General features: G+C 59.2%; 21 protein-coding genes. 3 read left to right on the top strand and 18 right to left on the bottom strand.

Features of this window, described 5'->3' with window-relative positions:
• Positions 1–155: 155 nt before the first annotated feature.
• Together EN874_RS30360 and EN874_RS30355 are read right to left on the bottom strand one after the other, a co-directional pair.
• Positions 156–572, bottom strand: a complete 417-nt coding sequence (locus EN874_RS30360) for a hypothetical protein (protein ID WP_127426818.1) — start codon at positions 570–572, stop codon at positions 156–158.
• A gap of 3 nt (positions 573–575) precedes the next feature.
• Positions 576–2,234: a GMC family oxidoreductase gene (locus EN874_RS30355; protein ID WP_127426817.1), complete on the bottom strand. Its 1,659-nt coding sequence runs from the start codon at positions 2,232–2,234 to the stop codon at positions 576–578.
• Positions 2,235–2,789: 555 nt separating this feature from the next.
• On the opposite strand from EN874_RS30355, the gene EN874_RS30350 reads away from it, so the two are divergent.
• Positions 2,790–3,620: a putative hydro-lyase gene (locus EN874_RS30350; protein WP_127426816.1), complete on the top strand. Its 831-nt coding sequence runs from the start codon at positions 2,790–2,792 to the stop codon at positions 3,618–3,620.
• Between the two features lie 216 nt (positions 3,621–3,836).
• Entirely contained in the window at positions 3,837–4,730 is an 894-nt protein-coding gene (locus EN874_RS30345) for a LysR family transcriptional regulator (protein ID WP_127426815.1), read from the top strand.
• A gap of 64 nt (positions 4,731–4,794) precedes the next feature.
• Here the strand turns inward: EN874_RS30345 and EN874_RS30340 are convergent, their stop codons facing one another.
• The 9 genes from EN874_RS30340 to EN874_RS30300 all read right to left on the bottom strand — a co-directional run bounded on the left by EN874_RS30340 (position 4,795) and on the right by EN874_RS30300 (position 15,184).
• Entirely contained in the window at positions 4,795–5,016 is a 222-nt protein-coding gene (locus EN874_RS30340) for a hypothetical protein (RefSeq protein ID WP_127426814.1), read from the bottom strand.
• 176 nt (positions 5,017–5,192) lie between these two features.
• Entirely contained in the window at positions 5,193–6,086 is an 894-nt protein-coding gene (locus EN874_RS30335; RefSeq protein WP_127426813.1) for an NAD(P)-dependent oxidoreductase, read from the bottom strand.
• 16 nt (positions 6,087–6,102) lie between these two features.
• Positions 6,103–7,317 (bottom strand): pyridoxal phosphate-dependent aminotransferase, encoded by a 1,215-nt coding sequence (locus tag EN874_RS30330; protein WP_127426812.1) that lies wholly within the window; start codon positions 7,315–7,317, stop codon positions 6,103–6,105.
• 16 nt (positions 7,318–7,333) lie between these two features.
• Complete coding sequence (locus tag EN874_RS30325) at positions 7,334–7,786, bottom strand: PaaI family thioesterase (protein ID WP_127426811.1); 453 nt, start codon at positions 7,784–7,786, stop codon at positions 7,334–7,336.
• A gap of 43 nt (positions 7,787–7,829) precedes the next feature.
• Complete coding sequence (locus EN874_RS30320) at positions 7,830–9,320, bottom strand: aminotransferase class III-fold pyridoxal phosphate-dependent enzyme (protein WP_127426810.1); 1,491 nt, start codon at positions 9,318–9,320, stop codon at positions 7,830–7,832.
• Positions 9,259–10,956, bottom strand: coding sequence for a hydantoinase B/oxoprolinase family protein (locus EN874_RS30315; protein WP_245513769.1), 1,698 nt, complete (start codon positions 10,954–10,956; stop codon positions 9,259–9,261). The genes EN874_RS30320 and EN874_RS30315 overlap by 62 nt, the downstream gene beginning before the upstream one ends.
• An 8-nt stretch (positions 10,957–10,964) precedes the next feature.
• Complete coding sequence (locus EN874_RS30310; RefSeq protein ID WP_127426809.1) at positions 10,965–12,989, bottom strand: hydantoinase/oxoprolinase family protein; 2,025 nt, start codon at positions 12,987–12,989, stop codon at positions 10,965–10,967.
• Positions 12,990–13,346: 357 nt separating this feature from the next.
• Positions 13,347–14,225 (bottom strand): 3-keto-5-aminohexanoate cleavage protein, encoded by an 879-nt coding sequence (locus EN874_RS30305; protein ID WP_127426808.1) that lies wholly within the window; start codon positions 14,223–14,225, stop codon positions 13,347–13,349.
• Positions 14,226–14,461: 236 nt separating this feature from the next.
• Positions 14,462–15,184: an ABC transporter ATP-binding protein gene (locus EN874_RS30300; RefSeq protein WP_127426807.1), complete on the bottom strand. Its 723-nt coding sequence runs from the start codon at positions 15,182–15,184 to the stop codon at positions 14,462–14,464.
• A gap of 358 nt (positions 15,185–15,542) precedes the next feature.
• Between EN874_RS30300 and EN874_RS30295 the strand changes: the two genes are divergently transcribed.
• The gene (locus EN874_RS30295) at positions 15,543–16,340 is read left to right on the top strand and encodes an IclR family transcriptional regulator C-terminal domain-containing protein (RefSeq protein WP_168247673.1); all 798 of its coding nucleotides are present in this window, start codon (positions 15,543–15,545) and stop codon (positions 16,338–16,340) included.
• Between the two features lie 39 nt (positions 16,341–16,379).
• On the opposite strand, the gene EN874_RS30290 is transcribed toward EN874_RS30295, so the two are convergent.
• The 7 genes from EN874_RS30290 to EN874_RS30260 form a co-directional block, all read right to left on the bottom strand.
• Positions 16,380–17,816 carry an FAD-binding oxidoreductase gene (locus EN874_RS30290; protein WP_245513767.1) on the bottom strand — a complete coding sequence of 479 codons (1,437 nt, stop codon included), beginning with the start codon at positions 17,814–17,816 and terminating at the stop codon, positions 16,380–16,382.
• Positions 17,817–17,976: 160 nt separating this feature from the next.
• Positions 17,977–19,233 (bottom strand): aminotransferase class V-fold PLP-dependent enzyme, encoded by a 1,257-nt coding sequence (locus EN874_RS30285; protein ID WP_127426805.1) that lies wholly within the window; start codon positions 19,231–19,233, stop codon positions 17,977–17,979.
• A gap of 103 nt (positions 19,234–19,336) precedes the next feature.
• Entirely contained in the window at positions 19,337–20,365 is a 1,029-nt protein-coding gene (locus EN874_RS30280) for a branched-chain amino acid ABC transporter permease (protein ID WP_245513765.1), read from the bottom strand.
• A 53-nt stretch (positions 20,366–20,418) separates the two neighbouring features.
• Complete coding sequence (locus tag EN874_RS30275; RefSeq protein WP_127426803.1) at positions 20,419–21,333, bottom strand: branched-chain amino acid ABC transporter permease; 915 nt, start codon at positions 21,331–21,333, stop codon at positions 20,419–20,421.
• A gap of 7 nt (positions 21,334–21,340) precedes the next feature.
• Positions 21,341–22,093, bottom strand: a complete 753-nt coding sequence (locus tag EN874_RS30270; protein ID WP_127426802.1) for an ABC transporter ATP-binding protein — start codon at positions 22,091–22,093, stop codon at positions 21,341–21,343.
• Positions 22,094–22,158: 65 nt separating this feature from the next.
• On the bottom strand, positions 22,159–23,358 hold the full coding sequence (locus tag EN874_RS30265) for an ABC transporter substrate-binding protein (RefSeq protein ID WP_127426801.1): 1,200 nt from the start codon (positions 23,356–23,358) through the stop codon (positions 22,159–22,161).
• A 633-nt stretch (positions 23,359–23,991) separates the two neighbouring features.
• Positions 23,992–25,440, bottom strand: a complete 1,449-nt coding sequence (locus EN874_RS30260) for an NAD-dependent succinate-semialdehyde dehydrogenase (RefSeq protein WP_168247674.1) — start codon at positions 25,438–25,440, stop codon at positions 23,992–23,994.
• Positions 25,441–25,500: the final 60 nt, after the last annotated feature.

The following is a 25,500-nucleotide window of genomic DNA, read 5'->3' as shown; positions in this document are numbered from 1 at the left end:
TCCGGCATCGACATCGCCACCGCGCCAGGACCACGGTAATCTCGTTCAACCGGGGCATCCCTCAGCGTTACTGATGCTGGTCCAGGCTATCCAAATCCTCGCTGACGTGGGAAGCACCAGGCCGCTGACGCGAAATGTCACGGCGGCCGCTCCAATCAGGAGACGTCCACGTAAACCGTGCCTCTGGCCTGAACCCGCTCTATGGCCTCCATGATCTCGTCGTAGTCTGGCGTCTCATGAAGCGCCTCCTGTCCCGGATAGCGCAGTTTGCGATTGACATCTTCGTCCAGAAAGTAGGCTCCCGCGATCAGGAACGAGACCGTATAGAAGTCATCGGCACCGAGGGCCCGTATGGCGTCCAAAGCATTGCTCGGGCAGGCCTCGGGCAGGCGCGATAGCGCCTGGAAGAATGAAGGCGCCAGGTCATGACGCTCTTTGAGGGCACGCGGCAGCAAACGTTCAGGCACGCCCGCCTCCGTGGCGGAGGGCATTCCGGATTTCACGTCCGACGGGATCAAGGTGTCCGCCACCCATGCAATCGTGCTTTGGAAGTCGTTGATGTTGTGGGTCATGGCTCAGGATCCAACACGCAGCGCTTCCGCAGCCTTACTGACAGGCTGGGAGCGTCTGTTTTCGATGATGGCTTCAGCATTCCGAAGCGCCAGCGCAGCAACTGTCCCCGTGGGGTTTACCGCTCCGGATGTGGGCATGACGCTGCCGTCCATGACGAAAAGGTTTGGCACGTCATGCGATCGACCGAAGACATCGACAACGGAGGTGCGTGGATCGTCGCCCATGCGAACCGATCCGAGAATATGCCAGCCTGTTTCTCGTTGAAGCGGCATCACCGCGGTTTCATAGGCGCCTGCCTCCCGCAGGGACTCGACAGCACGCTCCTGGTTGAAATGCAAAAGATCCCAAGTGTTCTGCGACGCCTTGTAGGTGATCTTTGCCGCCGGCATGCCATCGGAGTCCGTCAGATTCGGATCGAGCGAAACCATGTTGTCCTCGCTCGGCAGGTCCTCGGCCATGATGCCCCAATATGCCGAGCGACCGAACCGCCTTTGCACGGTTGGGTGAAAGTTCTCGCCCCACACATCACCGTTCCCGCCCCACGGCCAGGTTCCAACCGTTGCGAGCGCTCCTCCCATTCCCATCAACTGCCATTTTGCGCCCCGGTAGAAATTTGTATCCTTCCGGGTCTCTGCAAATTCCAAGGAATAAGAACGCTGCCCGTAGGGGCCTTGCCAATTCTCGAAGAAGTCATCGAACAGGCCACTTACCGTGCCATACGGATGCATCATCAGGCGCTTGCCGACCAGGCCGGAGGAGTTGGCCAATCCGTTTGGATGGTCGTTTGAAGTGGAATTCAGCAAGAGCCTGGGCGTGCCGACGCCGTTGGCAGAAACAATGACGGTTCGACCCGGCTGGAAATATGTGTGTCCCGTCTCCCGATCGACATAGGTGACGCCAGTGACGAGGCCGTCCGAGCCGGTCTCGACGCGCAGCACCCGGGCTCTCTGGACGAGCTTCACACCGAGCTTGATGCAGGAAGGCCAGTGCGTACGGTCGACCGAAGCCTTGGCTCCATCGAAGCAGCCCCAAGTGCAGGCACCACGACGCACGCAAGGCAGTAGTCCGTTATGCTTGACCGTCGCGATCGAATTGCTGCCCGGCCACCAATGCCAGCCCAGCCGGTCATGGGCGGCCGCGACCTTGCGGTCCATATCTGTCAGGGGAAACGGCGGCAGCGGTATCTCGTACCCTGGCGGATAGGCAGGATCGCCGCCCACGCCAGAAACGGCGAAATCATTCTCAACGCGTGCATAATAAGGTTCAAGATCAGCGTAGGTCAAAGGCCAATCGTCGGCAATTCCGTCCACCGTCCGCACCCGGAAATCACTGGGCTTAAGTCGATGCCACGCCGCTGCATAGAGAACTGAACTCCCGCCAACCCCATTCCACATCAGCGGCTCGACGTCTGAGTCGGCGACGTTGATTGGATAATCCGAGGGCGCCATGCGCCGCCTGGGATTGGAGGCGAAATACTGGTTCTTGGTCAGTTCGAATTCAAAGCCGGAGTGTCGAAGCTTGGTGTAGTCGGGATACTCGCCCTGCTCGAGGCAAATGACGGACATCCCTTCTTCGGCGAAGCGTTTTGCGGCAACCGCTCCAGATGGCCCGGCACCGACGATTACGACGTCGTAGACGGTCGTTCGATCTTCATTCGTCATCTAGTCCAATCCTCTATGTCCCTGAGGGCAGTAAGCACCCACCTTGGAATAGCGCCGTTACGAACCGGATGCCGAAAGCCGACCTTGGCCCGATAGGCCGAGCTGGCTGGCTCGATCTGTCGTGACGAGGAGCTGGCGAAATCGACGTGTCTCCTTGGAACCAACTCGCCCACACACAAAGCCTCTCGTGGGAACGTCTCTTATGCGGTGCCCGCGCCATGGACCCGTCGAGGCCACAGGCTGCGTTCCCGCCGTCTCAGCAACCCGAGTCAGTAAACAGCATGATCCAGATTGATGTCAAGAGGATCATATGATCCTATGGCGATTCTTGGCGGATAATTTTCGCCGCTACAGGGCACCTGCGAGACCTGCGCTGCTTGTCGCGGGCTAACCGTCGACGCTCATTTGAGTGATGCTGCATTTGATCAGCAGTAGTCCAAATCTTGCGTGATCAAGAATTTCTATCTGAGGTTATCGAATATCGAGATTTGACGCTGTCTGCTTCGAGGACAAATTCTTGCGCCCAAGAAAGACCGGGAGAGGATCGGCCGGACCATGTTAGATGCAAAGGAATCGATCGCGGCGCGCGACGCGCAAGCAATTCGCGCCGATATACGCGCAGGCCGCATAACCCATCAGACTTCAGGCATGGCCCCTGGTTTTGCCCAAGGCAATCTGGTCATATTGCCGAAGTTCTGGGCGGCCGATTTTCTGCGTTTTTGCCAGGCAAACCCCAAGCCTTGTCCCCTGCTTGCCGTGGGGAAGCCGGGGGATCCCGCCTTGCCGAGCCTTGGCTCCGGCATTGATATTCGTACGGATGTGCCAAGCTATCGGGTGTTTCGAGAAGGTAAGCTTGTGGAGGAAACGACGGACGTCACTGCCCATTGGCGCCACGATTTTGTGTCCTTCGTGATTGGATGTTCCTTTTCGTTTGAGTGGGCTTTGCAAAATGCGGGAATCGCTGTGCGACATATTGATCTCGGCCGTAATGTGCCGATGTTTCGCACAAACATCGATTGCTCTCCTGCGGGTCCTTTCTCGGGCAAGCTTGTCGTGTCGATGCGTCCGATGAAGCCCTTGGCGGCCATCCGCGCCATCGAAATCACCTCGCGAATGCCCCAGGTCCACGGTGCCCCTGTGCACTTCGGGGATCCGGCGGCGATCGGGATAAAGAACCTCTCACGACCTGATTACGGCGATGCTGTACCGATCCAGGAAGGTGAGATCCCACTCTTTTGGGCGTGTGGCGTGACGCCGCAAGTGGCGCTCGCAGAAGCAAAGCCTCCCATTGCCATCACCCATAGCCCCGGCTGCATGCTCATCACCGATATCCGTGAGGACGACCTCCTCAATGGCCGCTTCAAATTTGAACCGGCTTCGGTGTAAGAGCTTGGACCGCCATGGAACGATGCTCAAGCATGCGACTGGCTGCAATTGCGTTGGCCGGCCGCAGCCACTCCATCTCCGCCGTGACCTGATCTCGGCCGGAGTCTTCCTCCCCGACGCGGCAGCTCCTAAAAATCAAAGGCCGCAGTTCCGTTTCATTTTTCGGCTTGGGTTCTCTCACCCTTGGGGCTAACTAGTCCTAAGGAGTGGTGGCCCATGATCGACCTGCGGACGCTGGAGACCTTTTATGTGGTTGCCCAGACCGGCGGATTTCATCGAGCGGCTGAAAAGCTCAACACCACGCAGCCGGCCGTGTCGGCCAGGATAGCCCAGCTCGAGCAAGAGCTGAAAGTACGGCTTCTCGAGCGCGACAAGCGAGGCAGTCATCTTACGGCAAAGGGCCGAGAGCTGTTGGGCTATGTCGAGCGGATAATGGCGCTTCGTACCGAAATGGTGTTGGCTGTCGCCGGTCGCGACGGGCTTGGGGGGATGGTTCAGCTCGGGGTGTCGGACACCATCGTACATACCTGGCTGCCGGATCTGCTGAAACGTCTGAACCAGGAGTACCCATCGATAACGCTGGAAATCAGCGTTGATGGATCGGCCAATCTGGCGACTGCGCTGGCCGAGGGTAGTATCAACGTCGCTTTGCTTATTGGCCCCGTCAACGCAGGAAATGCGACAAACCTCCCGCTTTGCGACTACCCACTCAGTTGGATCGTGCCGGCAAATCTGCCATTGAAGCCGGGCGCTGTGACTTTGGAGGACCTGACAGCATTCCCAATCATTACCTTCGCCCGTCGCACTCGACCTTACTTGCAGCTGAAGGAGCTTTTCGAAAAGGCGCATCTGCACAAGGTACGCGTTTTCGCCAATTCCTCGCTCTCATCGATCATCCGTATGACCCTGGACGGGATCGGCGTTGCTGCAATTCCGAATGAAGTGGTCGCAGAACACATGTCTGCCGGGCAACTGCGAGTCGTCGAGACTGGACACGAAATGCCAGTGTTGTCGTTTACGGCGAGCTTCTTCAAGCGCGCCGATATGCCCTTGAACTCTATCGTGGCAGAGATCGCCCAGCAGGTGGCCAGGCAATACAAGGGCAAGTAGGGAGGTGCCGCGACCACTCACAAAGAAGCCGCTTAAGGGCCATCATTTGTTGTTTGCGCGAGCGCTATCGCTTCTTCGCTGGCACACCCAGAACGCCGGCCCATAGCGCGTCGTAAATCTCAACCTTGGCTTCGGCAGTTTCGGCCTGCTTCTCCACGCTGTGCACGACGACATTGGCCAAGGCCGCGGTGCCGCGCCAATCAAACAATGCTCCGTCCACCACACTAAGCAACAGAAGGATTGCCGTAGCAGCCAAATACCTCGTCTGCCGCTGGCTGTAGTGCATTTGGCCCTCCGTGCCAGCCATCGTCCGAAAATTGATTTGTAAATATCGGACGAGCCTCGTTATGTCAACGTTTACATTGGCATTTGCTTGCCGGCCGCCGAGGAGATGATCTTGTCGGACCGTCTCGGATAGTGCCTCAGTCGGAGCCGATCAGACTGCGCGCCCTGGTACGCCCGTCACGAGCCATCTTGAGATTGGGCTTGGTCCCCGCCGGCAGCGTTGACCAGGAGCCAAGAAAGCGCCTCCGTGGCGGTCGGGTTTGTATTGCCAATGTGATTGTCGTCGATGTAGCGGGCGGTACGCTGAAAACGATGTCGAACGCCGGGCAGGACATCGACCGGCACTCCTGCATTCCGAAGCTGCCTCTCGGCCTCCTCCACTTCCTTCATGCGCCGGGCTGCATGAATGACGTGGGTCCGCACGAATGCCTCGATCGTATCGCGCAGCGGTACCTCATCAATATCGGCCAAGGCCTCGTAAAGCCTTTCGGTTGCTCCCTGGCGCTCCGCAGCAAGCAGGCATTCCACGGCGAGCGCTTCCAGTCCCTTTGTGAACACGCTCCGCAGGAGCTTCAAGGTGGCCGCATCGCCAGCGGCTCCATCATGGACAATGAGCATAGGCGATCCGATTGAGGAAAAGAGCGAACTCGCCCTGGCGGCCCCGCTTCCTGCGCAAAGCAGTCTCGTGCCCACCCCAGAAAGCGCAATTGCACCCATGATGGCGACATCGGCGAACAGCACACCTAGTGCCACGGCTTGCTCGGCGGCTTGCCTCTTGTGGCCTGGATCCGACGTTGTCATGTCGGCAAATAGCGCCCCCGTCCTCATCATCGGTAGGGTCTGGCTCGCGACCGTTTGCGCCGCTGTTCCCGTCACACAGGACAAGACAATGTCAACGCTCGCAACCCAGCGCCCCATGCCTTCGCGCAATGGTGCACGGACCTCATCTGAAAAGCCAAAAGCCAAGGCGCTTGGCTTGGGATCGCACAGCTCAACAAGATGGCCTGCAGTGCTCAGGCTCTTCGCATAGACCAGCCCGACCTCGCCGCACCCAACCACCGCAATCCGCAAGATGACCTTCCTTCTTCTATTGACGATAGCGCTCGATCAATTCTCCGAGCCGTTTCACTGCCTCGATCGCGGCCATATGGTCTTGTGAAAAGTTCAAGCGAATGCTGGAGCCGCAATGAGGAGCGAACTCTGTGCCGGGTGTCACCGTGACACCTGCCTGCAGTCGAAGAAACCTGACAAAGTCCAGATGGGGCACCGAAAGAGGCGGCAAGCGAGGAAACAGATAGCTGCCGGCGTCGGGGCTGCGGACGGTCAAGCCATCGGTTGAGCGAAGCACGCTGAGCAGATCGTCCCGGATACCTTGGTGCAACCTAATTCGTTCAGTGAGCCACCCCTGCGGTTCATTGAACCATGTTCCCAGGACCGATTGGCCATAACCGGCCGCCCGCAACGAGACGATCGCCTGCAGCTTTTCCATTCGATCGACGAGGGATTGGGATCCGAATGCCACTCCCAATCTATAGCCGCTGAGCGATTCCGTTTTGGATGGACCCATTATCGTCAGGATCTCTGCAGCATCCGTCGTCTGAGCTCTCAAATGCGCAAACTGGGCACCAGTATAGGTCAGCCTCGAATAGAGTTGGTCGACGATGACGGTTGCACGATGCCGGTTTGCAAGCTCAGCTATGTGAGCCACCTCCTGGCGGGAATACACTGCGCCCGTGGGATTGTTCGGATTGGAAAAAAGGAAAACCTTTGCGCCTGCCTTGAAGGCAGCTTCCAACTGGTCGAGATCGAGGCCTGCGCTTGCCTGCCGATCCATATAATCGAGGCGGACCGGCAAGCAATGGCCCTCAAGAAACTCAACAATCTTGCGATTGGCAAAATAATCGGGCTGCACGATCGCGACCTTGTCGCCGCGCGACACCGTAGAGGCGATCGCAAGGAAGAGCGCTCCTTGGGTTCCAGGCGTGATGATGAGGCCGTCGCGTCCATCCACCGAAGCCCCCGTGAAGGCAGCAAGTCGCTGGGCGACCGCCTGACGGATGGCGAAGTCGCCACGATATTCGGTGTAGGCCTGTTTACCCCCCGTAGCCACCCCATCCGAGAAGGCTTCGAACGATCCAGGACTTGGCCGGAATGCATCGACATCACCGTGCGAGAAATCGACCGGCGCACCTGCGATCGGCCCGCCGAGCATCGCGGCTCCTGTTGACGACGATTGGCTGCGCGCTTCCTGACCAGGGGCATGGTCGGTTGCAAGCTGGAGAAATCTCTTTTGCAGCGACATCGCACTTTTCCTGGGTCTACGGGGCTTCGGTTTGCGCAGGCTTGGGGCCTGCACTGCACTTCCAGGTCGACGTCGCCACCACCGCCAGATGTCCCTCGTCATCGGTCAGCCTAGACTCCAGGAACGCGATGCTATTCCCGCGCTGCAAAAACCTCGCTACGCACTTTGCCCGTCCCGCTTTCAACGGGCGCATGTATTGAAGCTTCATTTCAAGTGTCGCGCCCGCGCGGCCATAGCTTTCGTGAAGCAGATGCCCCATGGAGATATCCATTACGATTGCGATCACCCCACCGTGCAGTGAACCTTGGGGATTGAACGCGAAATCGCGGATGGGAAAGCTGATGACGCAGGTCTCTTCTGGATATGAAATCTCCAATTCCAGTAGACGCGCAAGAAAGAACGCGCCGAACTCGGGCTTGTGTGAGATCAGAGCGGCATCGAAGGCCTGCTTGGCCAGGGTGTGGTCCATATGGGATTTCTCCTCAAGCCATCGGGTGCAGAGGTCACTTGGTTCAATGATTTAAGCGGCCGATGTCTTCTTCCGCCAAGTCCGAGATCAGACCTCCGAACTCTGAAACGAACGCGCCGACGACATCGATTGCCTGCTCGCGATCGGCGGTGTCCATTGGCAGGGATTGGTAGAAATCGCCTCGGCCGGCAATAGCCACTCCCTTGAGCAGGCCATACATGTGGAAAAGCAGCCCCACCTGGCGACTGAGGGGACTGACATCTCGTGCTCTCTGCGGCGCTCTCTTGGCAAGATGCATCGTAAACAGCGAGCCCTCCCCGCAAAACTGGAGCGGAATCCCCTTGCCCTCGACAATGGCCGCAAGCCTTTGCAGCATCCCGTCACTTTCTTGGTGAAAGCTGTCCGCGCGCTCGGCTGTGAATACCTTGGTGAGCCCAGCCAACCCCGCTGCCATCGAGCAGACATTGTTATTGAACGTTCCTGCGTGGCGCAGCGCATCACCCCGGTAGGGGTTATAGGCCTCCATGATATCGGCGCGACCGCCAAAGGCGCCGGTCGGCAGTCCGCCACCAATGTATTTTCCGAGCGTCGTCAAGTCAGGGCGAATACCAAGTTGACCCTGCTTTCCGCCGGCGCCGCAGCGTGATGTCTTGACCTCATCGAAGATCAACAGCGAGCCAGCGGCCTCGGTCTCGTCCCGCAAGGTGTGGAGAAACTCTCGTTGACCTGGAATATTGCCAGCTGCGCCCAGGATGGGTTCGACGATAACAGCCGCAAGTTCGGCCGCGTTTTGCCTGATAAGGTCGGACGCTGCCTGGCAGTCGTTGTAGGGTGCGACGATGTAGTCAAAGGGCAGATTGATCGGGCTCCCTCCGCCAGCAAAAACGAGGACCCCGCCATGATAGGCGCCATCGAAGACCATCAATTTGCGCCGCTGCGTGAAGTGCTGTGCAGTGACAATGGCGAGGATGTTCGCCTCGGTTCCGGAGTTGCAGAAGCGCATGAGCTCAAGGCTTGCGAACCGCTGCTTGAGGGCACCTGCTAGCCTTGCCTCGTACCTGTTTGGAGCGGCCAGGACGACGCCGCCGTCCAGCGCCTCGACAATAGCCTGTTGGATTTTCGGGTCTGAGTGTCCGTACAATCCTGCCGAGAATTCGCCTACGAAATCGATATAGGTGTGCCCATCAAGATCCGTGACCCGGGCACCATGCCCGCAGCTCATCGTGAGCGGAAACGGCTCGTAGAACAGGACGGAGCGGGTGTTGCCGCCGGGCAGGACGGCTCGTGCCTCTAGCGAAGCAGTTTCGCTAAGCGGATTCGCGGTTGAGAACTCCCGCCTCAGCCGCTGGATGGCATCTTCAAGCTTTTCCTTCGGGCTGCCGTTCGAACGCATGTCGTGATCCTGCAAAAAGTTGGGCGCGGCGCGCAAAAGCCCGGCGATCGACACGATGCCGTCTCGCCTCGGCTCAGGCTCAGTAGCCGTTTTTCCTGTCACGCTCGAGGCGGCTCGGATCGCGATCAAGTGGATCGCCATATCCTCCGCCGCCGGGCGTCTTCACGTCGATCCAGTCACCGGGCCGCAGAACATAGCCCTCACCCTTGGAAAGGTGCTCGGGGATCTCGACCTTCCCCCCTCGCGAGATCGCGATCTCGTTAGGCGCGCCAGCTTTCCCACCCAATGTGCCGGGGGGGCCTTGCCTGCCATGGTCCATCAGGAAGGACGCAGTCCCGGTGCCCCGCAGCAGCTTCATGCGATAGCTGACGCCGAGACCGCCCCGGTACTTACCTGATCCGGCTGATCCCTCGCGAAGCGCATAATGTTCGAACAGGACCGGATGTCGCAGCTCCAGCACCTCGACGGGCTGGCTTTTGGAAATGCCTATCGTGGCGCATCCGTTACTTATGCCGTCGCCGGCCCACCATCCACCGTAGCCCCCGCCCGAGAAGTTATACATGACGTAGGATTCACCTGTGTCGGGGTCGATGCCGCCAAGGCTGAGATTGCCGCTCGTGCCGGCGGGGGCTGCGAAGATCTTGTCGGGAATGGCCGGAGCCAGCGCAAGCAGGATCGACTCGATGATGCGTTGGGAAACTTCGGCGGCAGATCCGGCAGTCGCCTTTGGATATTCCGCGTAAAGAAAGGTCCCATGGGGCGGCGTCACCCCGATGGGACGAAAGCAACCAGCGTTCATCGGCACGTCGGGGAAGATATGTTTCAACGCGATGTAGACAGCGCTGAGCGTCGTGGCCCAGACCGTGTTCATGGGGCCTTCGCAGGGCGCGCTTGACCCCTCGAAGTCAACATGAATGTCAGAATCAGATACAGTCACGCTTGCACGGATTTCGAGAGGCTCGTTGACGACCCCATCGCTATCAACGAACGCGACCCCTTTGTAGGAGCCATCGGGTATCGTCTCGATATGCGAGCGCATCAGACGTTCGGAGCGCAGTTCAAGCTCGGCGACCGCGCTGTCCACGACGTCCTCGCCATAGCGATCGAGCAAGGCGGTAAGCCGTCTTGCGCCAGCTCCAAGGGCCGCGATCTGAGCCTTCACGTCGCCGAGTGAGTCCGAGGGCACGCGAATGTTGTTGAGAATGAACTGAAGAATGTCGGCTTCTATCTTGCCCTGCCGGACCAGCTTGACTGGCGGGATGCGCAATCCTTCTTGGTGGATTTCGGTTGACCGGGTCGTAAAGCCTCCGGGCACCACCCCGCCGGTATCGCGCCAATGACCGACATTGGACAGGTAGGCCCATAACCGCCCCTTGTAGAAGAACGGCCGCACCATGCGCACGTCCATCAGGTGGGAGCCACCGATATACGGATCGTTGACAACGATGACATCTCCGTCCTGCAGATCGTCCCTCATCTTGATGACTGAGCTCGTCGTGACGGCAAGCTGACCAAGAAAGATCGGAAGACCGAGTTCACCCTGGGCGATCATGCGCCCGTCCTGACGGTGATAGATGCCGTTGGCGCGGTCATAGGCCTCGGCAATGATCGGAGAAAATGATGTCTTCTCGTGAACGAGGTCCATCTCCGTGCAAACCTGCTGAAGACCCTTCTCCACGACCGTAAGCGTCACCGGATCGACGCTCACCGGAATGGGGATCTTCTTTTCGCGCAGTGCAGCTTCAGACATTTCGGTGAATTCCCTAGTCAGCTTCATCTGTGGGCTCATACGTGGACGAGGATGTTCCCGATGCCGTCGACGTGGGCCCTGGCTCCGGGGTTCAGGACGAGCGTGCTGTCTGGCTGCTCGATGATGGCAGGGCCTTCGATGACCGCGCCCTGGGGCAATTTTTCCCGGAGATAGGTGGCTGTCTTCAGCCATTTTCCGTCGAAATAGACGTCTCTTGAGCCGGTTCGCGCGTCATCCATCACGCCGTGCGGCGGCTTGAAGATCTGCAGGTCGATGCGTTCACGCACACCGACAATCGCCGTGCGGACATTGACCAGCATGGGTCGCATTTCCGGCAGGGAGAGATCGTACCGGGCCTTGTACTTGGCCACGAAGGCGTCATGCAGCGCCCCAGCATCGAAGTTCTCGCCAGGCATGGGCACGCGGAGCGCATGTGACTGACCCCGGAAAAGGAGATCGAATTCGTGAGCTACGTCTACCCGTGTGACGCTGACCTTTTCCTGCGCGAGCAGATCCCTACCAGCCTGTTCCTGTGCGAACAGGACTTCCTGGATTCCCGCGGGATCGACCTCGGAAAGGACTTCGTTGACCGTTTGCACGAAATCATGACGAACGTCAGCCAGCACACACCCAAGGGCCGAATTCAGCCCTGGATAGCGTGGCACCAGGACGCGAGGAATGTTTAGCTCCCGTGCGATCGCGACGGCATGCAACGGCCCGGCGCCGCCAAACGGCATCAGGGCAAAGTCCCTGGGATCGTGGCCCTTCTCGATCAACACCAGCCGGATCGCTCCGGCGAGTTCGGCGTTTGCCACTTCAAGGATCGCGGCGGCGGTCTCGTATCCGTCGAGGCCAAGCGTTCTGCCAATCCTTTCCTCAAGTATCGAGGAGATCCGGTCGAGCGGCGCATCCTCGGAAGATCCGGTTATCGCGTGCGGGTTGAGGCGGCCGAGCAGGAAATTGGCATCGGTAATGGTTGGCTCCGTGCCGCCGCGCCCGAACCCGATCGGCCCAGGAAAAGAGGCCGCACTTTCAGGGCCGACGCGTATCATGCCCGCCTTGTCCAGCCGGGCAATACTTCCACCACCCGCGCCAACCGTATGGATGTCGATCATCGGGATGCGGATCGGGACCGAGTAGGCGAGGTCTTTCTCCGCCGAGACGATCGGCTCGCCATTGGCGACGATGGCCACGTCGAAACTGGTGCCACCCATGTCGCCGGTGATTAGATTGTCTATCGAGGCATGCTTGGCTATCGCGGCGGCGGCCAGGACCCCGGCGGCTGGCCCCGACATGACTGTCTGGACGGCATGGCGGCTTACCAGCGAAGACGCCATCATGCCGCCATTGGCCTGCATGACCAGCAGTTCCTTCCTGAAGCCGCGCTCCTTTAGCTGGGTGGCGACATCGGAGATGTATCGGCTGACGACCGGCCCGATCGATGCATGTATGGCAGCCGTGCTGGCACGCTCGAATTCGCGCATCTCACGCATGATTTCGTGACTGGCAACGACATGCTCGTTGGGCCACATTTCACGCAGGATCTCGGCCGCGCGAACCTCGTGATGCTCGTTGACATATGAATGCAGGAACATCACGACGACGGCCTCAGCACCCATTTCAAGGAGCCGGCGTGCGGCCGACTGTACCCCCTGTTCGTCGAGTGGCGTGACGACATTGCCCTTGGCGTCGGTCCGCTCCGCGACTTCCAGTCGCAAATCCCGTTCTATGAGGGGCTCGAAGCTTCCCGAAAGACCGTAAGCGTTGGGCCTGGTGCGTCTACCGATCTCGAGGACGTCTCGAAACCCGCGGGTGGTGATAAGTCCGCAGCGAGCCCCCTTTCGCTCGAGGACGGCGTTTGTGCCTGCGGTGGTGCCATGGATCAGCCAGTCGATTTTGGCGGCCGGCGCCTCAAGAGCTTCCAGCCCGGACAGGAAGCCGCGTGAACGATCATCGACCGTGGTGGGAACCTTGGCGGTGCGAAAGGTAGAGTTCTGGGGATCTATCAGGAAGAAATCCGTGAACGTGCCTCCGACATCCACGCCAACGCTTATGCTCATGACAGGCCATCCAGCTTTTTCCGAAAATCGGAACTGTTTTCTAATAAATGATATGTCATCAGAGTTGACCGCATTTGTCAATGAGAGGATTGCGTCGCAGTCTGTGGAATTGACGCTGAACCGAAGACCGGCGGCGAGCCAAGCCAGAAGACTGGCAGCGACCGATTAGGTGCGCTGGCGCCACTTCGATCAATCTGTTCGATTTCAGAGCCTGGAAAGGCAGACGCTAAGTCAAGAACGTGCGGCCGAGGCTGGCGGAGCCGCGAGCGTGGTCGATCGCCACTGCGTGACTGTGAAAAGGCGCGCCTGTCAGAATAGTGGCAAGAAGACCGTTCGCGCGGCCTTCAGGCTTCAGCCCTACCTGTTCAGACCGAGGAGATTTCTTGCTTCGGCCGGGGTGGCGAGTTCCGCGCCCAGCAGCCGCAGGATTTTTGCAGCCTTTTCGACGAGTTCGGCGTTGGATTTGGCTTCCACCCCCTTCTCGAGGTAGAAGTTATCTTCCAATCCCACGCGGACGTGCCCGCCCATGAGGCAAGACTGGGCCACCATGGAGAATTCATGGCGCCCGATCCCGAAGGCCGACCATTTGCTGGCGTGTGGCATCGCGCCGACAAAGTATGAAAGCATCTGGGCGGTCGCCGGCGCACCCCAGGGGATACCCATGGCGAATTGAAAAAACGCGTCCTCGGGAACCACCTGATCGTTGATCATCTTCATCGCGAGAGCGAGATGACCAGGCTCGAAGATTTCGAGTTCCGGCTTAACGCCGGTATCACGGATTGCGGCAGCGATGATCTCGATCTGGCTTGGCGTATTGATGAGCGCGCCGCGGCCGAAGTTCAGGGAACCCATGTCCAGGCTGCAGATTTCTGGCCTGAGTTCCACCACATGCCGAACTCGTTCAGCAGGCGGCCTGACATTCGAGCCGACATCAAAGCCATTCCTCTCGTCGAGCTTTGGAACAAACCGCCCGCCAGGACCGGTCGTTAGGTTGATCACCAGGTCGGTGTCGGACTCCCTGATCCGATCCACCACTTCCCTGTACAGATCCAGTTCCATGCTTGGCTTGCCGGTCTCAGGGTCGCGCACATGTATATGGGCGATCGCCGCGCCCGCCTTGGCCGCCTCGACAACTGCGTCCGCGATCTCGCGAGGCGTAACGGGCAATTGCCGGTATCTGCTAGCGACGTCGTCCCCCCCGGTTACCGCGCAAGTCAGTATCACTGGCTTAGCCATGTCACTTTTTTCTCTCAAGGGCGCTCAGAAAGACAATCGCATCCAGCGCTAAAGTTCTATTAAACGGAACTACTATCCATTTAACGGCAATATTCCATGATTGCCCGCTGTTGTCAAACGGCCGCGATCATGCCGAGCTTGCGTTGTGCCGGAAAGGACTTCGACGAGGGGCAAAAGTCGTGCTCCCCGGCAGCCGTTGCGTTCACCATCGGCAGATTAAAATGTGAGCCACTCCGCTAGGCAGACACTTCCTCACCAAAGCCGAAATATGCCGCTTCGACCGCCTCACCGCTGGACAGCTTTTCAGGCGTGCCCTCGAGCACGACATTCCCATTGCGGAAAACATAAATTCGCGAGGCCAGTTCCATGATGCGGCCGGTTGACTGCTCCACGATCAGGAGCGTCAGACCGCTGGTGTTGAGCTTGCGAAGGCTCTCATAGACTTGGTCGATCACCAGTGGGGCCAGGCCCAGAGAGGGCTCGTCGATCATCAACAGCGAGGGTCGTTGCAAAATGGCGCGAGCAATGGCTAGCTGCTGCTGCTCGCCACCTGAGAGGTGTCCAGCTATGCCCTTGAACCGGTCACGCAAGATCGGAAACGTGTCAAGCACCTGTGCCAGGTCGATGTCTCGATCGGACGACTTGCGACGGATCATTGCGCCGACCGCCAGGTTCTCTTCGACCGTAAGGGTCTTGAAGATGTGCCTGCCTTCCGGGATCAGTGCCAAGCCAGAGCGGCAAAGCTGTTCGGGCGCCTTGCCGTTGATCAGGCTGCCTTTGAAGGTGATCGTACCGGACGTCGGGGCCATGAGCCCGGCAATCGTCTTCAGCAAAGTGGACTTGCCGGCACCGTTTGGACCTACGACAAACACGACCTCGCCCTGCTTTACGGAGAGGTCTATGCCTTTCAAGGCCGTGAGCCGTCCGTAGCCTGCAAAGAGTTGCTTGACGTCCAGCATATCGACCTCCCGAGAATCAAATTGTGTCCTGCGAAACGCCATTGCGATTTTGATGCGGAATATCGCAGCAGCTCTTCTGTCGGCCAATGGCTTGCTTTGCCTGCTAACCGTATTCCCGAAAATCGGCAAATAGTTTCTTTTTTCGCAACCTTGACATAGGCCGGCGGTGCTTGTCAAATCATTGACACCACCGCACAAAGCCCAGAGCCTCATGCCCATCGCGCTCGCCGGCAGCCCGCCCCTCGGTTGTGTGTCTCGGCATTGACAGCTATATAGGCAAAGTACCGAGTTGCTGAACCCTGTTCCGAATTTCGGACATGGCGGAGTTTAACGGCCGATTTGATGGGAGATGGTCAGAATGCCAGAGGAAGCGGAATCCGCCGCGGGGCCCCTCGAACGCTATGTCTCGTTGCTGGAACTCATCGCGGCTTTTCCAGGAGAACTAACGTCGACCGGTATTGCGCAAGCCCTCCAGTTGCCGAAATCAACGGTACACCGTCTGTTGAGAGTGCTTGCCCGATCAGGGCTTGTCGAAGGCGGCGATCACAAGGAGAGAACGTTGTCTCTCGGTGCGCGGCTCACTCGCTTGCTGCATGCCGCCGGCCAATCCGACTGGATCGAGGCTGCGGTTCTGCCCACCTTGGTCCAGGCGACCTCCCGGCTTCCCGACGGGTCTTTCTACCTCGCCAAACTGGCAGGCCATCGCGTGTTTGTTGTCGCCTCCGCGGCGGGTGATCCGAGGTGGCGCAGCTACGTCGTTCCTGGGCAGGAGCTGCCACCCCATGCTGCGGCAAGTGCCAAGGTTATTCTTGCTCATCAGGACGCTGCCCTGATCGACGCCGCTCTAGCCCGACCGTTCGAAGCGTTTACCCGAAACACATGCACTGATCCGGATATGGTCAGGAAGGAAATCACCGAGGCGAAGGCGCTTGGATACTCCAAATGCATCGAATGCATTCACGAAGGCATGTCGGCGGTCGCAGTCCCGATCAAGATTCCTGTCGATGGCGTAATATATTCAGTTGGTGTTACAGGACCGATCACAAGACGAATTCAGGAGGAACCGGAAGGAATCCTCAACATCTTGTCTGACATGACCAAATCGCTTGCTCCCTTGTTGTCTTTGAGGACAAAGGGAAAACATAGCCCGGCCTAGCCGGTCCAGGCCTCTTGCCGGGCAAAATGTTCTCTCCTGTCAGATTGGTTCCATGTCGCCGGGAGCGGCCGCGCCTTGCATCGAAACCAGCTTGCCGGGATTGAACAGGCCGGTTGGATCCAGTGTCGCCCGAAGGCGCCGCATCAGAGACAGGGACAGGTCGTCCTTGTATCGAGGCAACAATGCGACCTTGGAACGCCCGATCCCGTGCTCGGCGCTTATTGAACCCCCGAGCTTGGCAACCAGGTCGTAGACGACAGCACTGATACGGTCGGCTGTCGCTTCGGGCGCCAGCACGTTGAAATGTACGTTACCGTCACCGACATGGCCAAATGCCAGTGGCCTTGCCTCCGGCACGGCGGCCAGGACTGCTGCCGGAGCAGCGGCGAGGAAATCGGCCATACGTGAGACCGGAACCGAAATGTCGTGCTTTACGCTCGGTCCATGACGCCGTTCCGCTTCGGTGATCTCCTCACGGATGCGCCAAAGCTTGGCGCGTTGGGTTTCGTTCTGCGCAAGCGTGGCATCGCTGACAAGGTCCAGTTCAAAGGCCGTTGTCAGGCACTGCTCGACCATTTCCTTGATTGCCAGCCCTTTCATGGGTGTCGAGAACTCAGCCAGGACATACCACGGCGACGTCGAGTGCAGCGGCGATTGTGTTTCCGAAATGGATCCCAGGACGAGTTCCATGCACACGCGCTCGATGAGCTCGAAAGCCGAGAGGCAATCCCCCAATTCCGACTGGAGGTGGCGAAGCAGGCGAACTGCAGCCTCGGGACTTGGGACGGCCAGAAAGGCTGACGCTTGCGCTTGCGGGAGCGGAGACAGTCGGAAGGCTGCGGCTGTGATAACGCCAAGCGTTCCTTCGGCACCGATAAAGAGCTGCTTGAGATCGTAGCCGGTATTGTCCTTGCGCAGCCGCCGTAGACCATTCCAGATCGAGCCGTCCGCCAAAACGACCTCAAGGCCGAGCAACAAGTCGCGTGCACAACCGTACCGAAGCACATTGATGCCCCCGGCGTTGGTCGACACCACTCCACCGACCTGTGCGCTGCCCTCTGCGGCAAGGCTAATTGGAAGAAGGCGCCCAGCCTCTCGCGCGGCATGCTGTGCGTTCTTGAGAATGACGCCAGCTTCAGCCACAAGCACGTTGTCCAAGACGTCGACGTCACGGACGCGGTTCATTCGCCGCAACGACAATACGACCTCCATGACAGCGGGGTCGGAGCCGGGTACGCCACCGCCAACCATTCCCGTGTTGCCACCTTGGGGCACGATCCTGCCACCGCGGGCTGCGATCACGCGTACTGCTCTTGCCACGCCATCGACGTCGGCGGGCTCGATGACGCAAGCCGCCGTGCCCCGATACCGCCCGCGCCAGTCGGCAACATAGGGTGCCATATCCTGGGCTTCGGTCTTGAGCGCTGCTTCTCCCAGAACCGCCCGCAATTCACCGATCAAACCGTGGTCTGCCACGATGCAAATCCTCCATCAGCGAAAGGCGTCGTCGCCCACTGCGATGAGCCGGTGGCCAGCGGCCAATTACCCCCCTGGAGCCCGGCCCATGATGCCCAGTTGACGTCCGCTGGGCCGAAGATCATGGCCTGGAGGCGATGATCTTCGTAGCGGACGGCCTTTAGTAGCTGTGTTCGTCGTAAGCGACAGGTGCGCGAGCACTGAGACGCACAAACTCGATCGCTTCCCGCACCGCCGCTAGATACTCTTCGACAGTAGCCAGATGAGCCGGGTTGACGCCCTGTTGGATGGCCTTGGGCTCGCGCATGCGCCCGCGTAGCCAACCGCGCTCTTCAAGGCGATCTGCGACTGCGTAGATGTCAAGCGCAGGGTCCAGCGACACAAAGGAGATCAGGTTGCTCTCGCCATTGGGTGTCAGGCACTCGATATCGGGAATACTGTTCAGGCCGGCGATAAGCTGCGTGGTCGCTTCCATCGTGAGCTTGGCTGCACGCAGATAGCCCTCCATGCCAAGGTAGTGCATTACTGCCCATGCAGACGCGATGGCGCCGCCAGCGCGGGTGCCAAGGAATGTGGGAGTGGAATACGTCCCACGCGGCCACCCGCTGAACGAAAACGCCTCATGGTCCTGATCATCGGCTGATCGATACAACACCAGGCTGGCTCCCTTGGCTGCGTAGCCGAACTTGTGAAGATCGGCTGACAGGCTGGAAACGCCTGGAATGCGAAAGTCCCACGCCGGCACAGGGTAGCCGAGGCGCTCGGCAAAGGGGGAGAGAAATCCGCCCCAGCAGCCGTCAACGTGAAGCCGAAGACCCGAATGCTGTGCCAACTCGCCGATCTCGGCGACCGGATCAAAGGTGCCGAACGGATAGTTGGGAGCCGATGCGAACAGCATTATCGTCTTGTCGGTGATGGCGGAGCGCATCAGCGATGGGTCGGCCCTGAACTCTTTGGTGTGCGGAGTTCGAATGATATCGACCCCGAGGAGTTCTCCAGCCTTGTTGAGACAGGGATGCGCGGTGACACATGCGACGATGTTGTAGCGTCCGTGCGGCTCGCCCCGTTTGTGCCGGGCAAGGTCGCGTGCCGTCTTGACCGCCATGAAGACGCTTTCGGTGCCGCCTGAGGTGAAGGAGGCGCCGGCATCTTCAGGCGCATTGAAAAGCTCCTTTGCCATCGACTTGATGTCGTTGATCATCACCTCCAGGCTCTTGAAAGCGCGCCCTGCTCCAAGGCCATTTTCGGCAATGAATTCGCCATAAGCCTCGCGCTGGACGTCCAGAGCCTCATCATCAAGGAAATAAGTGTAGGATGGTACCCGGCCCGCGCGCCAATCGAAATCAAGCGACTTCATTTGCCTGAGTTCCTGCATGACGACATCTCTGGCGACGCCCTTTTCGGGGATGGTTTTCAATTGAGCCTCCTTAAAACGTTTTTGCTGCACCTGCGCATGTCAGGTGGAAATGTGCTGACGCCGAACACGTCAGGGTGCGCGCCCGGAGTCTGTCGGATCTGGCTTAGCTTCGCTTTGCTGCAGGCTCGTCGAGCGAGACGAACCCGTTGCGTGCGCCCTCGGCCGGGCAAACACTCTGTTCACGTCGCGCGCGCCATTGGAGCTCGCGTCCTCCCATGATTCCATCTTTGCGAAAGATGAGAATGAGAAGCATGATCGCAGCGAGGATCAGTTCCTGCGTACCGGCGGGCAAGGAAAGCTCTAGCGATCCGACCGAAAAGCCCGCCTCGGCGGCCCGCAGAAGATCGATGACAAGGCTGATGACCGCGACCCCGACGACAGCCCCGGCAAGGCTGCGCATTCCGCCGACGACAAGCATGGCCACGATGAGGAAAGTGAGGCTGAGGTAGAAGGAGGTGATCGACACAGTTCCCATGAAATGGGCGAGCAGCACGCCGCCCAGACCAGCGACCAGACCGGAGATGGTGAAGGCAAAAAGCCTGGACCAGTAGAGCGAAATCCCGCACGCGGCTGCCGCCACTTCGTCTTCGCGCGTAGCCCGCAGCGCAAGCCCCCATCGCGATATCTGGAAAAGGTAGGCCACGATGATGGCGGCGATGGCGCAGCCAAGAACAATCCAAGGCGTCGCGTAGATCGGCAGCCCGACGATGGTGGACGTGCCCATGGTGACGCTCTCCCAATTGGAATAGACCACATTGAGGATGAACAAGAGAGCCAGCGATGAGATGGACGCTCCAAGGCCCGACAAGCGCATGAGGATCAGGCCTGACAGAAAAGCGATAAGGCCTGCCAGAGCAACCGAGGTGATGGCAGCGGGAAGCAGCGGGTATGTGTTGTCGCGCAAGAAGGCCGGAAGACCCGACATGGTGATCGGTTTCAGCATCTGGCAGCACGTCTGCCAGGCGGTTGCGTAGGCGGCGATGGCCGCGAAAGCCATATGTCCGAAGGACACGACCCCCGAATTGCCGACGAAGATATAGAGCCCGACTGCGAAGACCAGGCGGATCAAGGCCTCTGTGACAAGACGCTGGACGCTCGCGCTCGCCAACTGCCCGGACAGGAAGACCAGCAACAGCAGCGGAACGGTAAGCGCCAGAACAGGAAACCAGAAGCGCAGGTATCGCATCACACTCTTTCCTTCGCCGCGCTCGTCACGATCAGCCCCTGGGGCCGCACAAGCAGAATGAGGATTACCAGCGTGAAGACCCCCGCATCGCGGAAAGCGCGCAAGTCAACAGGCAGATAGGTCTGCAGCAAAACACTGACGATCCCGACGATAAAGCCGCCGAGGACTGCGCCGGGCAGCGATCCCATGCCGCCGATCACCGTGGCAAAGAACCCGTAGACGACCGGCATCATGCCCATCTTGATATCGAGCGTACCGGTCTGGATCACGAAAAGCAGCGAGATCGCGCCGCCCAGCATGCCGCTGATTGAAAAGGCTATGGCGATGACGCGGTTGGCAGGCACGCCCAGAAGCCTGGCCATTTGAAAATCCTCGGCCGCGGCACGCAACTGCACCCCGATCGGCGTCCTTTTCAGAAAAAAGACAAGTGCGACCAGGAGCGTGAGCGCCACGCCCATTGTCAGCAACTGGACGCCGGGAACCCGGATACCCGCAAACTCGACTGCCCTGGTCAGGCTGCCCCCAATGCTGACAGCTTTCGGGCGGCCGCCGTGAAGCAGCGTGACGAGACTCTGCAGGAAATAACTCACTGCAAATGAGGCAATCAGCAGCGTCGTTGGATTGGAATTGCGCAATGGCCGAAATGCGATGCGCTCGGTCAACAAGGCCAACACGGTCACCGTGACCACAACCCCGGCAATCATCAGACCGGTGGGAAGCGCTCCAAACAACAATGGAGGAGTTATGGAAGCAGTCGGCACGACCAGCGAATATGCCCCGATCGTGACGTAGTCGGCTTGAGCGAAATTGATCAGTCGCATCACACCGAAGACCAGGCCGATGGCCAGCGCCACCAGCGCATAGAGACTGCCAAGAGCGATGGCGTCGATTAGGACTTGGAGGAAGTTTGCCATTTCCGACCTATATGACTGCGTTGGCTCTGGCCTTGTCGCCCAGATAGGCTCTGAGCACGGCCGGGTCCTTCTTGACATGTTCTGGCGTGCCTTCAGCGAGGCTCTTGCCGCCGTCGAGAACGTGGATCCTCTCGCACACCCCCATGATGACCTGCATGTTGTGCTCAATCAGCATGACGCCACAGCCAAATCTCTTTGGAATGTCGACGATCACCTCCATCAGCTGCTCGCACTCGCGGTCATTCATGCCGGAGGCGGGCTCGTCGAGAAGGGCAAAGGAAGGCTGCAGGGCAAGCGCGCGTGCAATGCTGACGCGGCGTTCGTCACTATAGGGCAGCGACTCGCATCGGCGGTCGTAGCCGTGGCGATAGCTGATCCAATCGAGGATGTCGCGAGCTTGCTCGGTAGCGGCGGACTTTGACAGACCTATGCCAAGGCCCGCGACCGTCAGGTTCTCTTCAACAGTCATGTCGCGAAACAAACGCGCCGCCTGAAAGCTGCGCCCGATGCCTGCTTGCGCAACCTTGCGCGGACTGAGCGTCGAGACATCGACCCCATCCAGACTGACCCGACCCTGGTGCGGCCGCTGGAAGCCACTCAAAACATTGACCATAGTTGTCTTGCCCGCACCGTTGGGGCCGATCAAGCCCAAGATAGTGCCGCGCGACAAAGTCAGATTGACGCCGTTGAGCGCCCGCAGACCGCCAAAGACCACGTGAACGTCCTTGGCTTCGAGAGTTTGCTTGGCGCTTTTTTGCATGGTCGTGTCCGTTCAACAGGTCCTTGAGGGCAGCCCTTGCTGCCCTCAAGAGAGAGTGTCGCTTCTTACTGACCGATGCGGAAGAGGAGCTTCATGTCCGGGACAAAATCGTTCCGGAACATCTCCACTGCATGAAAGGAGCCGTTTTCCACCTTCATGATCAACTGCGGGCGATCAACCTGGATATGGAGTTGATCGGTATAGGATGTCAGGCCGACGGTGAACGGCTGATCATGATAATGGTTCATGACATTGACGACCGCCTGGGAATCCGTGGTCTTGGCCTCCTCGACCGCATGCGCCCACTGCTCAATCGAGCTGTAGCCCAGCACGGCAAACGAAGAGGTGGGATCCTCGTTCCAGCGGGCCTTGTAGGCCTTGAGGAACTGATTGATCTCGGAACGTGGATCGTCGCCATAGAGTGACATGATGGCGGGAATGTAGAAGTCCTTGAGCTCAGGCACCGCGCCCAGCCAGTAATTGTCGGTCATGCCGGTAACGGACAGGATCGGAGCGTCGATACCGGCTGCGCGGATCTGACGAACTGCAGCGCCGCCCCCGGGGGTATAGGTGCAAAGGAAGATTGCGTCGGGAGGCGTTGCCAAGCCCTTGATGCGCGTGATCTGGGAGGCGATGGAGGGATCGTCATTCTTGAAGCTATCGGTACCGGCAACCGTGCCGCCTTCCGCGGCCCACGCAGCGTTGAAACCAGCACAGGCTGACTTGCTGTACTCGATCGAGACATCTTCGAGCACATAGGCGGATTTCAGTCCCATCTTTCGATGAGCGTATTCAGCCATGACGATGCCCTGCGTCTGGGCAGCGGTGTGCGCCGTGAAGACAAGCGGTCCAACGCCCTGGACCCCCATCTTGGGGTCGCCAGCGCCGGGCGAAATGGCGATTTTGCCGGCAGTCTGGGCCGCAAGCGCTGCAGGAGATCCGTAGTCATAGTCTGTCGGCACGATCATCATGTCGGCGCCCCAGTCGACAAGCGCGTTGCCGGCAGTGGCGGCCAAGGTTTGATCGGTCTTGGTGTCGATCACCTTATATTCGATCTTCCGGCCCAAAAGGCCGCCTGCCTTGTTGATTTCCTCGATTTTGAGCACCGCCGCTTTGTACGGACCAACGTCGTAATTGGCCATCCATCCCGACTGCGCGATCGCAAAGCCGATCTTGATCGGCGCAGCATCGTCGGCCAACGCGTTTGAGCCAACCAGGGCTAAAACAAGCGCCCCGAGCCCTATGCCTAGCAAATTCCCCTTCATTTTTCTCGCTCCCACTATGTGATTTTTCCCGAAAACTAGAACTTAGTTCTAGTCTTTGGTATTTGAGCATAGGCCGCCAATGTTGTCAAACGGTTCCAGCGATGGCTGAGCGGATCAGATGGTGACGACGGGGCTTGTTACGAGACACTCCCAAAGGCCCGCCTATGCATCGATGCGCGGGCGCGACAGCCTTACAGAGAGGATGTCTCCGACGTCGCGCGGAGCTCCCATGGGCCGTATTGAAGAGAAGACGAGACGCTGATGTCCCCCGGCGTGGCACGCATCGACAAGCCACCCAGCTCGAGTGGCGTCGTCTGCCTCGCCGTGTGTGCTCATGGCCAGATTTGATATTTCAACCCGAGCGTCCAAGCGTCCTGTAGTGCATCATGCCATTCATTGAAGGCTCAGCTATCCTCTCGGCATCACCACTCGGGCCGCCAATGTAGATGCAACGGAAAGACTTCGATCGCCGTTGCTGCGGCGATGACGGGTCAATCAGCACGCATCTCTTTTCTGGGATAGCAGGGCCGTGGACCGGGGTTCAGCACGCCGCTTACCGTCTGGTGTTGCTCGGGTGTTGGCACGACCGGTTCCGTGCATGGGTCCGTCGGGCCCGTCACATCGATGGCGCTCCTATATGTCGCCCATGCAGACATATTTGATGTCCAGGAATTCGGAGAGGCCGTATTTCGACCCCTCGCGCCCTAGTCCCGATTGTTTCACCCCACCGAATGGGGCCAATTCGTTGGAGACCAAGCCTGTGTTTACGCCGACGATACCGCATTGCAGAGCCTCAGCAACGCGCCAGACGCGGCCGATGTCGCGGGAAAAGAAGTAGGAGGCGAGGCCGTACTCGGTGTCGTTGGCCATCGCGATCACGTCGGCTTCATCCTTGAAGGTCATGATAGGCGCAAGCGGCCCAAACGTCTCTTCCTTGGTGACCAGCATCGAGGAGTTCACATCCACAAGGATGGTCGGTTCATAGAAGGTGCCGCCAAGGCAGGAGCGCTTTCCCCCCAGAACCAGACGAGCCCCCTTTGCGAGCGCGTCGGCGATGTGCTGTTCGACCTTGAGAACGGCTTTTTCGTCTATCAGCGGCCCCTGGGTTACGCCGTCGGCGGTGCCCCGACCAAGAAATAGTTGCCTGACAGCCTTGCCCAGCTTTTCGAGAAAAGCTTCGGCCACGCTTTCTTGCACCATGATCCGGTTGGCGCACACGCAAGTTTGGCCGCTGTTGCGGAACTTTGAATCCATGACGCCTTTGACGGCGCGGTCGAGGTCGGCATCCTCGAAGATGATGAAGGGCGAATTGCCGCCAAGCTCGAGAGAAAGCCGCTTGATGCTGTTGCCAGCGCGCGACATCAGCCAGCGCCCTACGGCGGTGGAGCCCGTGAAGGTTATCTTCGCGACCTTGGCATTGTCGCAAAGCTCTTCGCCAATCGGCCGAGCCTCGCCGGTGATCACAGAAAAGGCGCCCTTTGGAACTCCCGCCTGCTCAGCAAGCACCGCAAGGGCTATGGCAGAGAACGGAGTTTGAGCGGCGGGCTTCAGGATCATTGTGCAGCCTGCGGCAAGCGCTGGTCCGGCTTTGCGTGTGATCATTCCGTTTGGAAAATTCCAAGGCGTTATGGCAGCGCAGACACCAACCGGCTGCTTCAACACCATGATGCGCTGGCTGGGTGAAGAGCCGGGCAAGACGTCTCCGTCTATGCGCTTCGCCTCTTCTGAGAACCATTCCAGGTAGGCTGCGTTGCCGAGGACCTCTCCCTTGGCCTCAGCGAGTGGCTTGCCTTGCTCGGCAGTGAGGATTTTGGCCAGATCGTCGGCATTTTGGACAATCAGGTCAAACCATCTTCCGAGGATACGAGCTCGCTCCTTTGCGGTGCGCGCGGCCCACTCCCTCTGGACCTCGTGCGCCTTGTCGATCCCCTGACGGGCGTGAACTGGCCCCAAGTCCGGAACATGGCCGAGTAACTTGCCGTCGAACGGGTCCGTCACGGCGATGCCCTGCCCGTCCGCAGGCAGCCAGTCGCCCGCAACGTAGGCGGCCTCCCTGAAAAGACCTGGCTCCGCCAAGTTCAGTTGTGCAGCTGTCTCAACCCGGTTCAGCATCATCCACCGTCTTCTTCGGGCGCCGTTTCG

Source organism: Mesorhizobium sp. M1D.F.Ca.ET.231.01.1.1, from assembly GCF_003999155.2.
Lineage (GTDB): Bacteria > Pseudomonadota > Alphaproteobacteria > Rhizobiales > Rhizobiaceae > Mesorhizobium.
The sequence above is the reverse complement of the archived record's forward strand: the minus strand, read 5'-3'. Positions and strand labels throughout refer to the sequence as shown.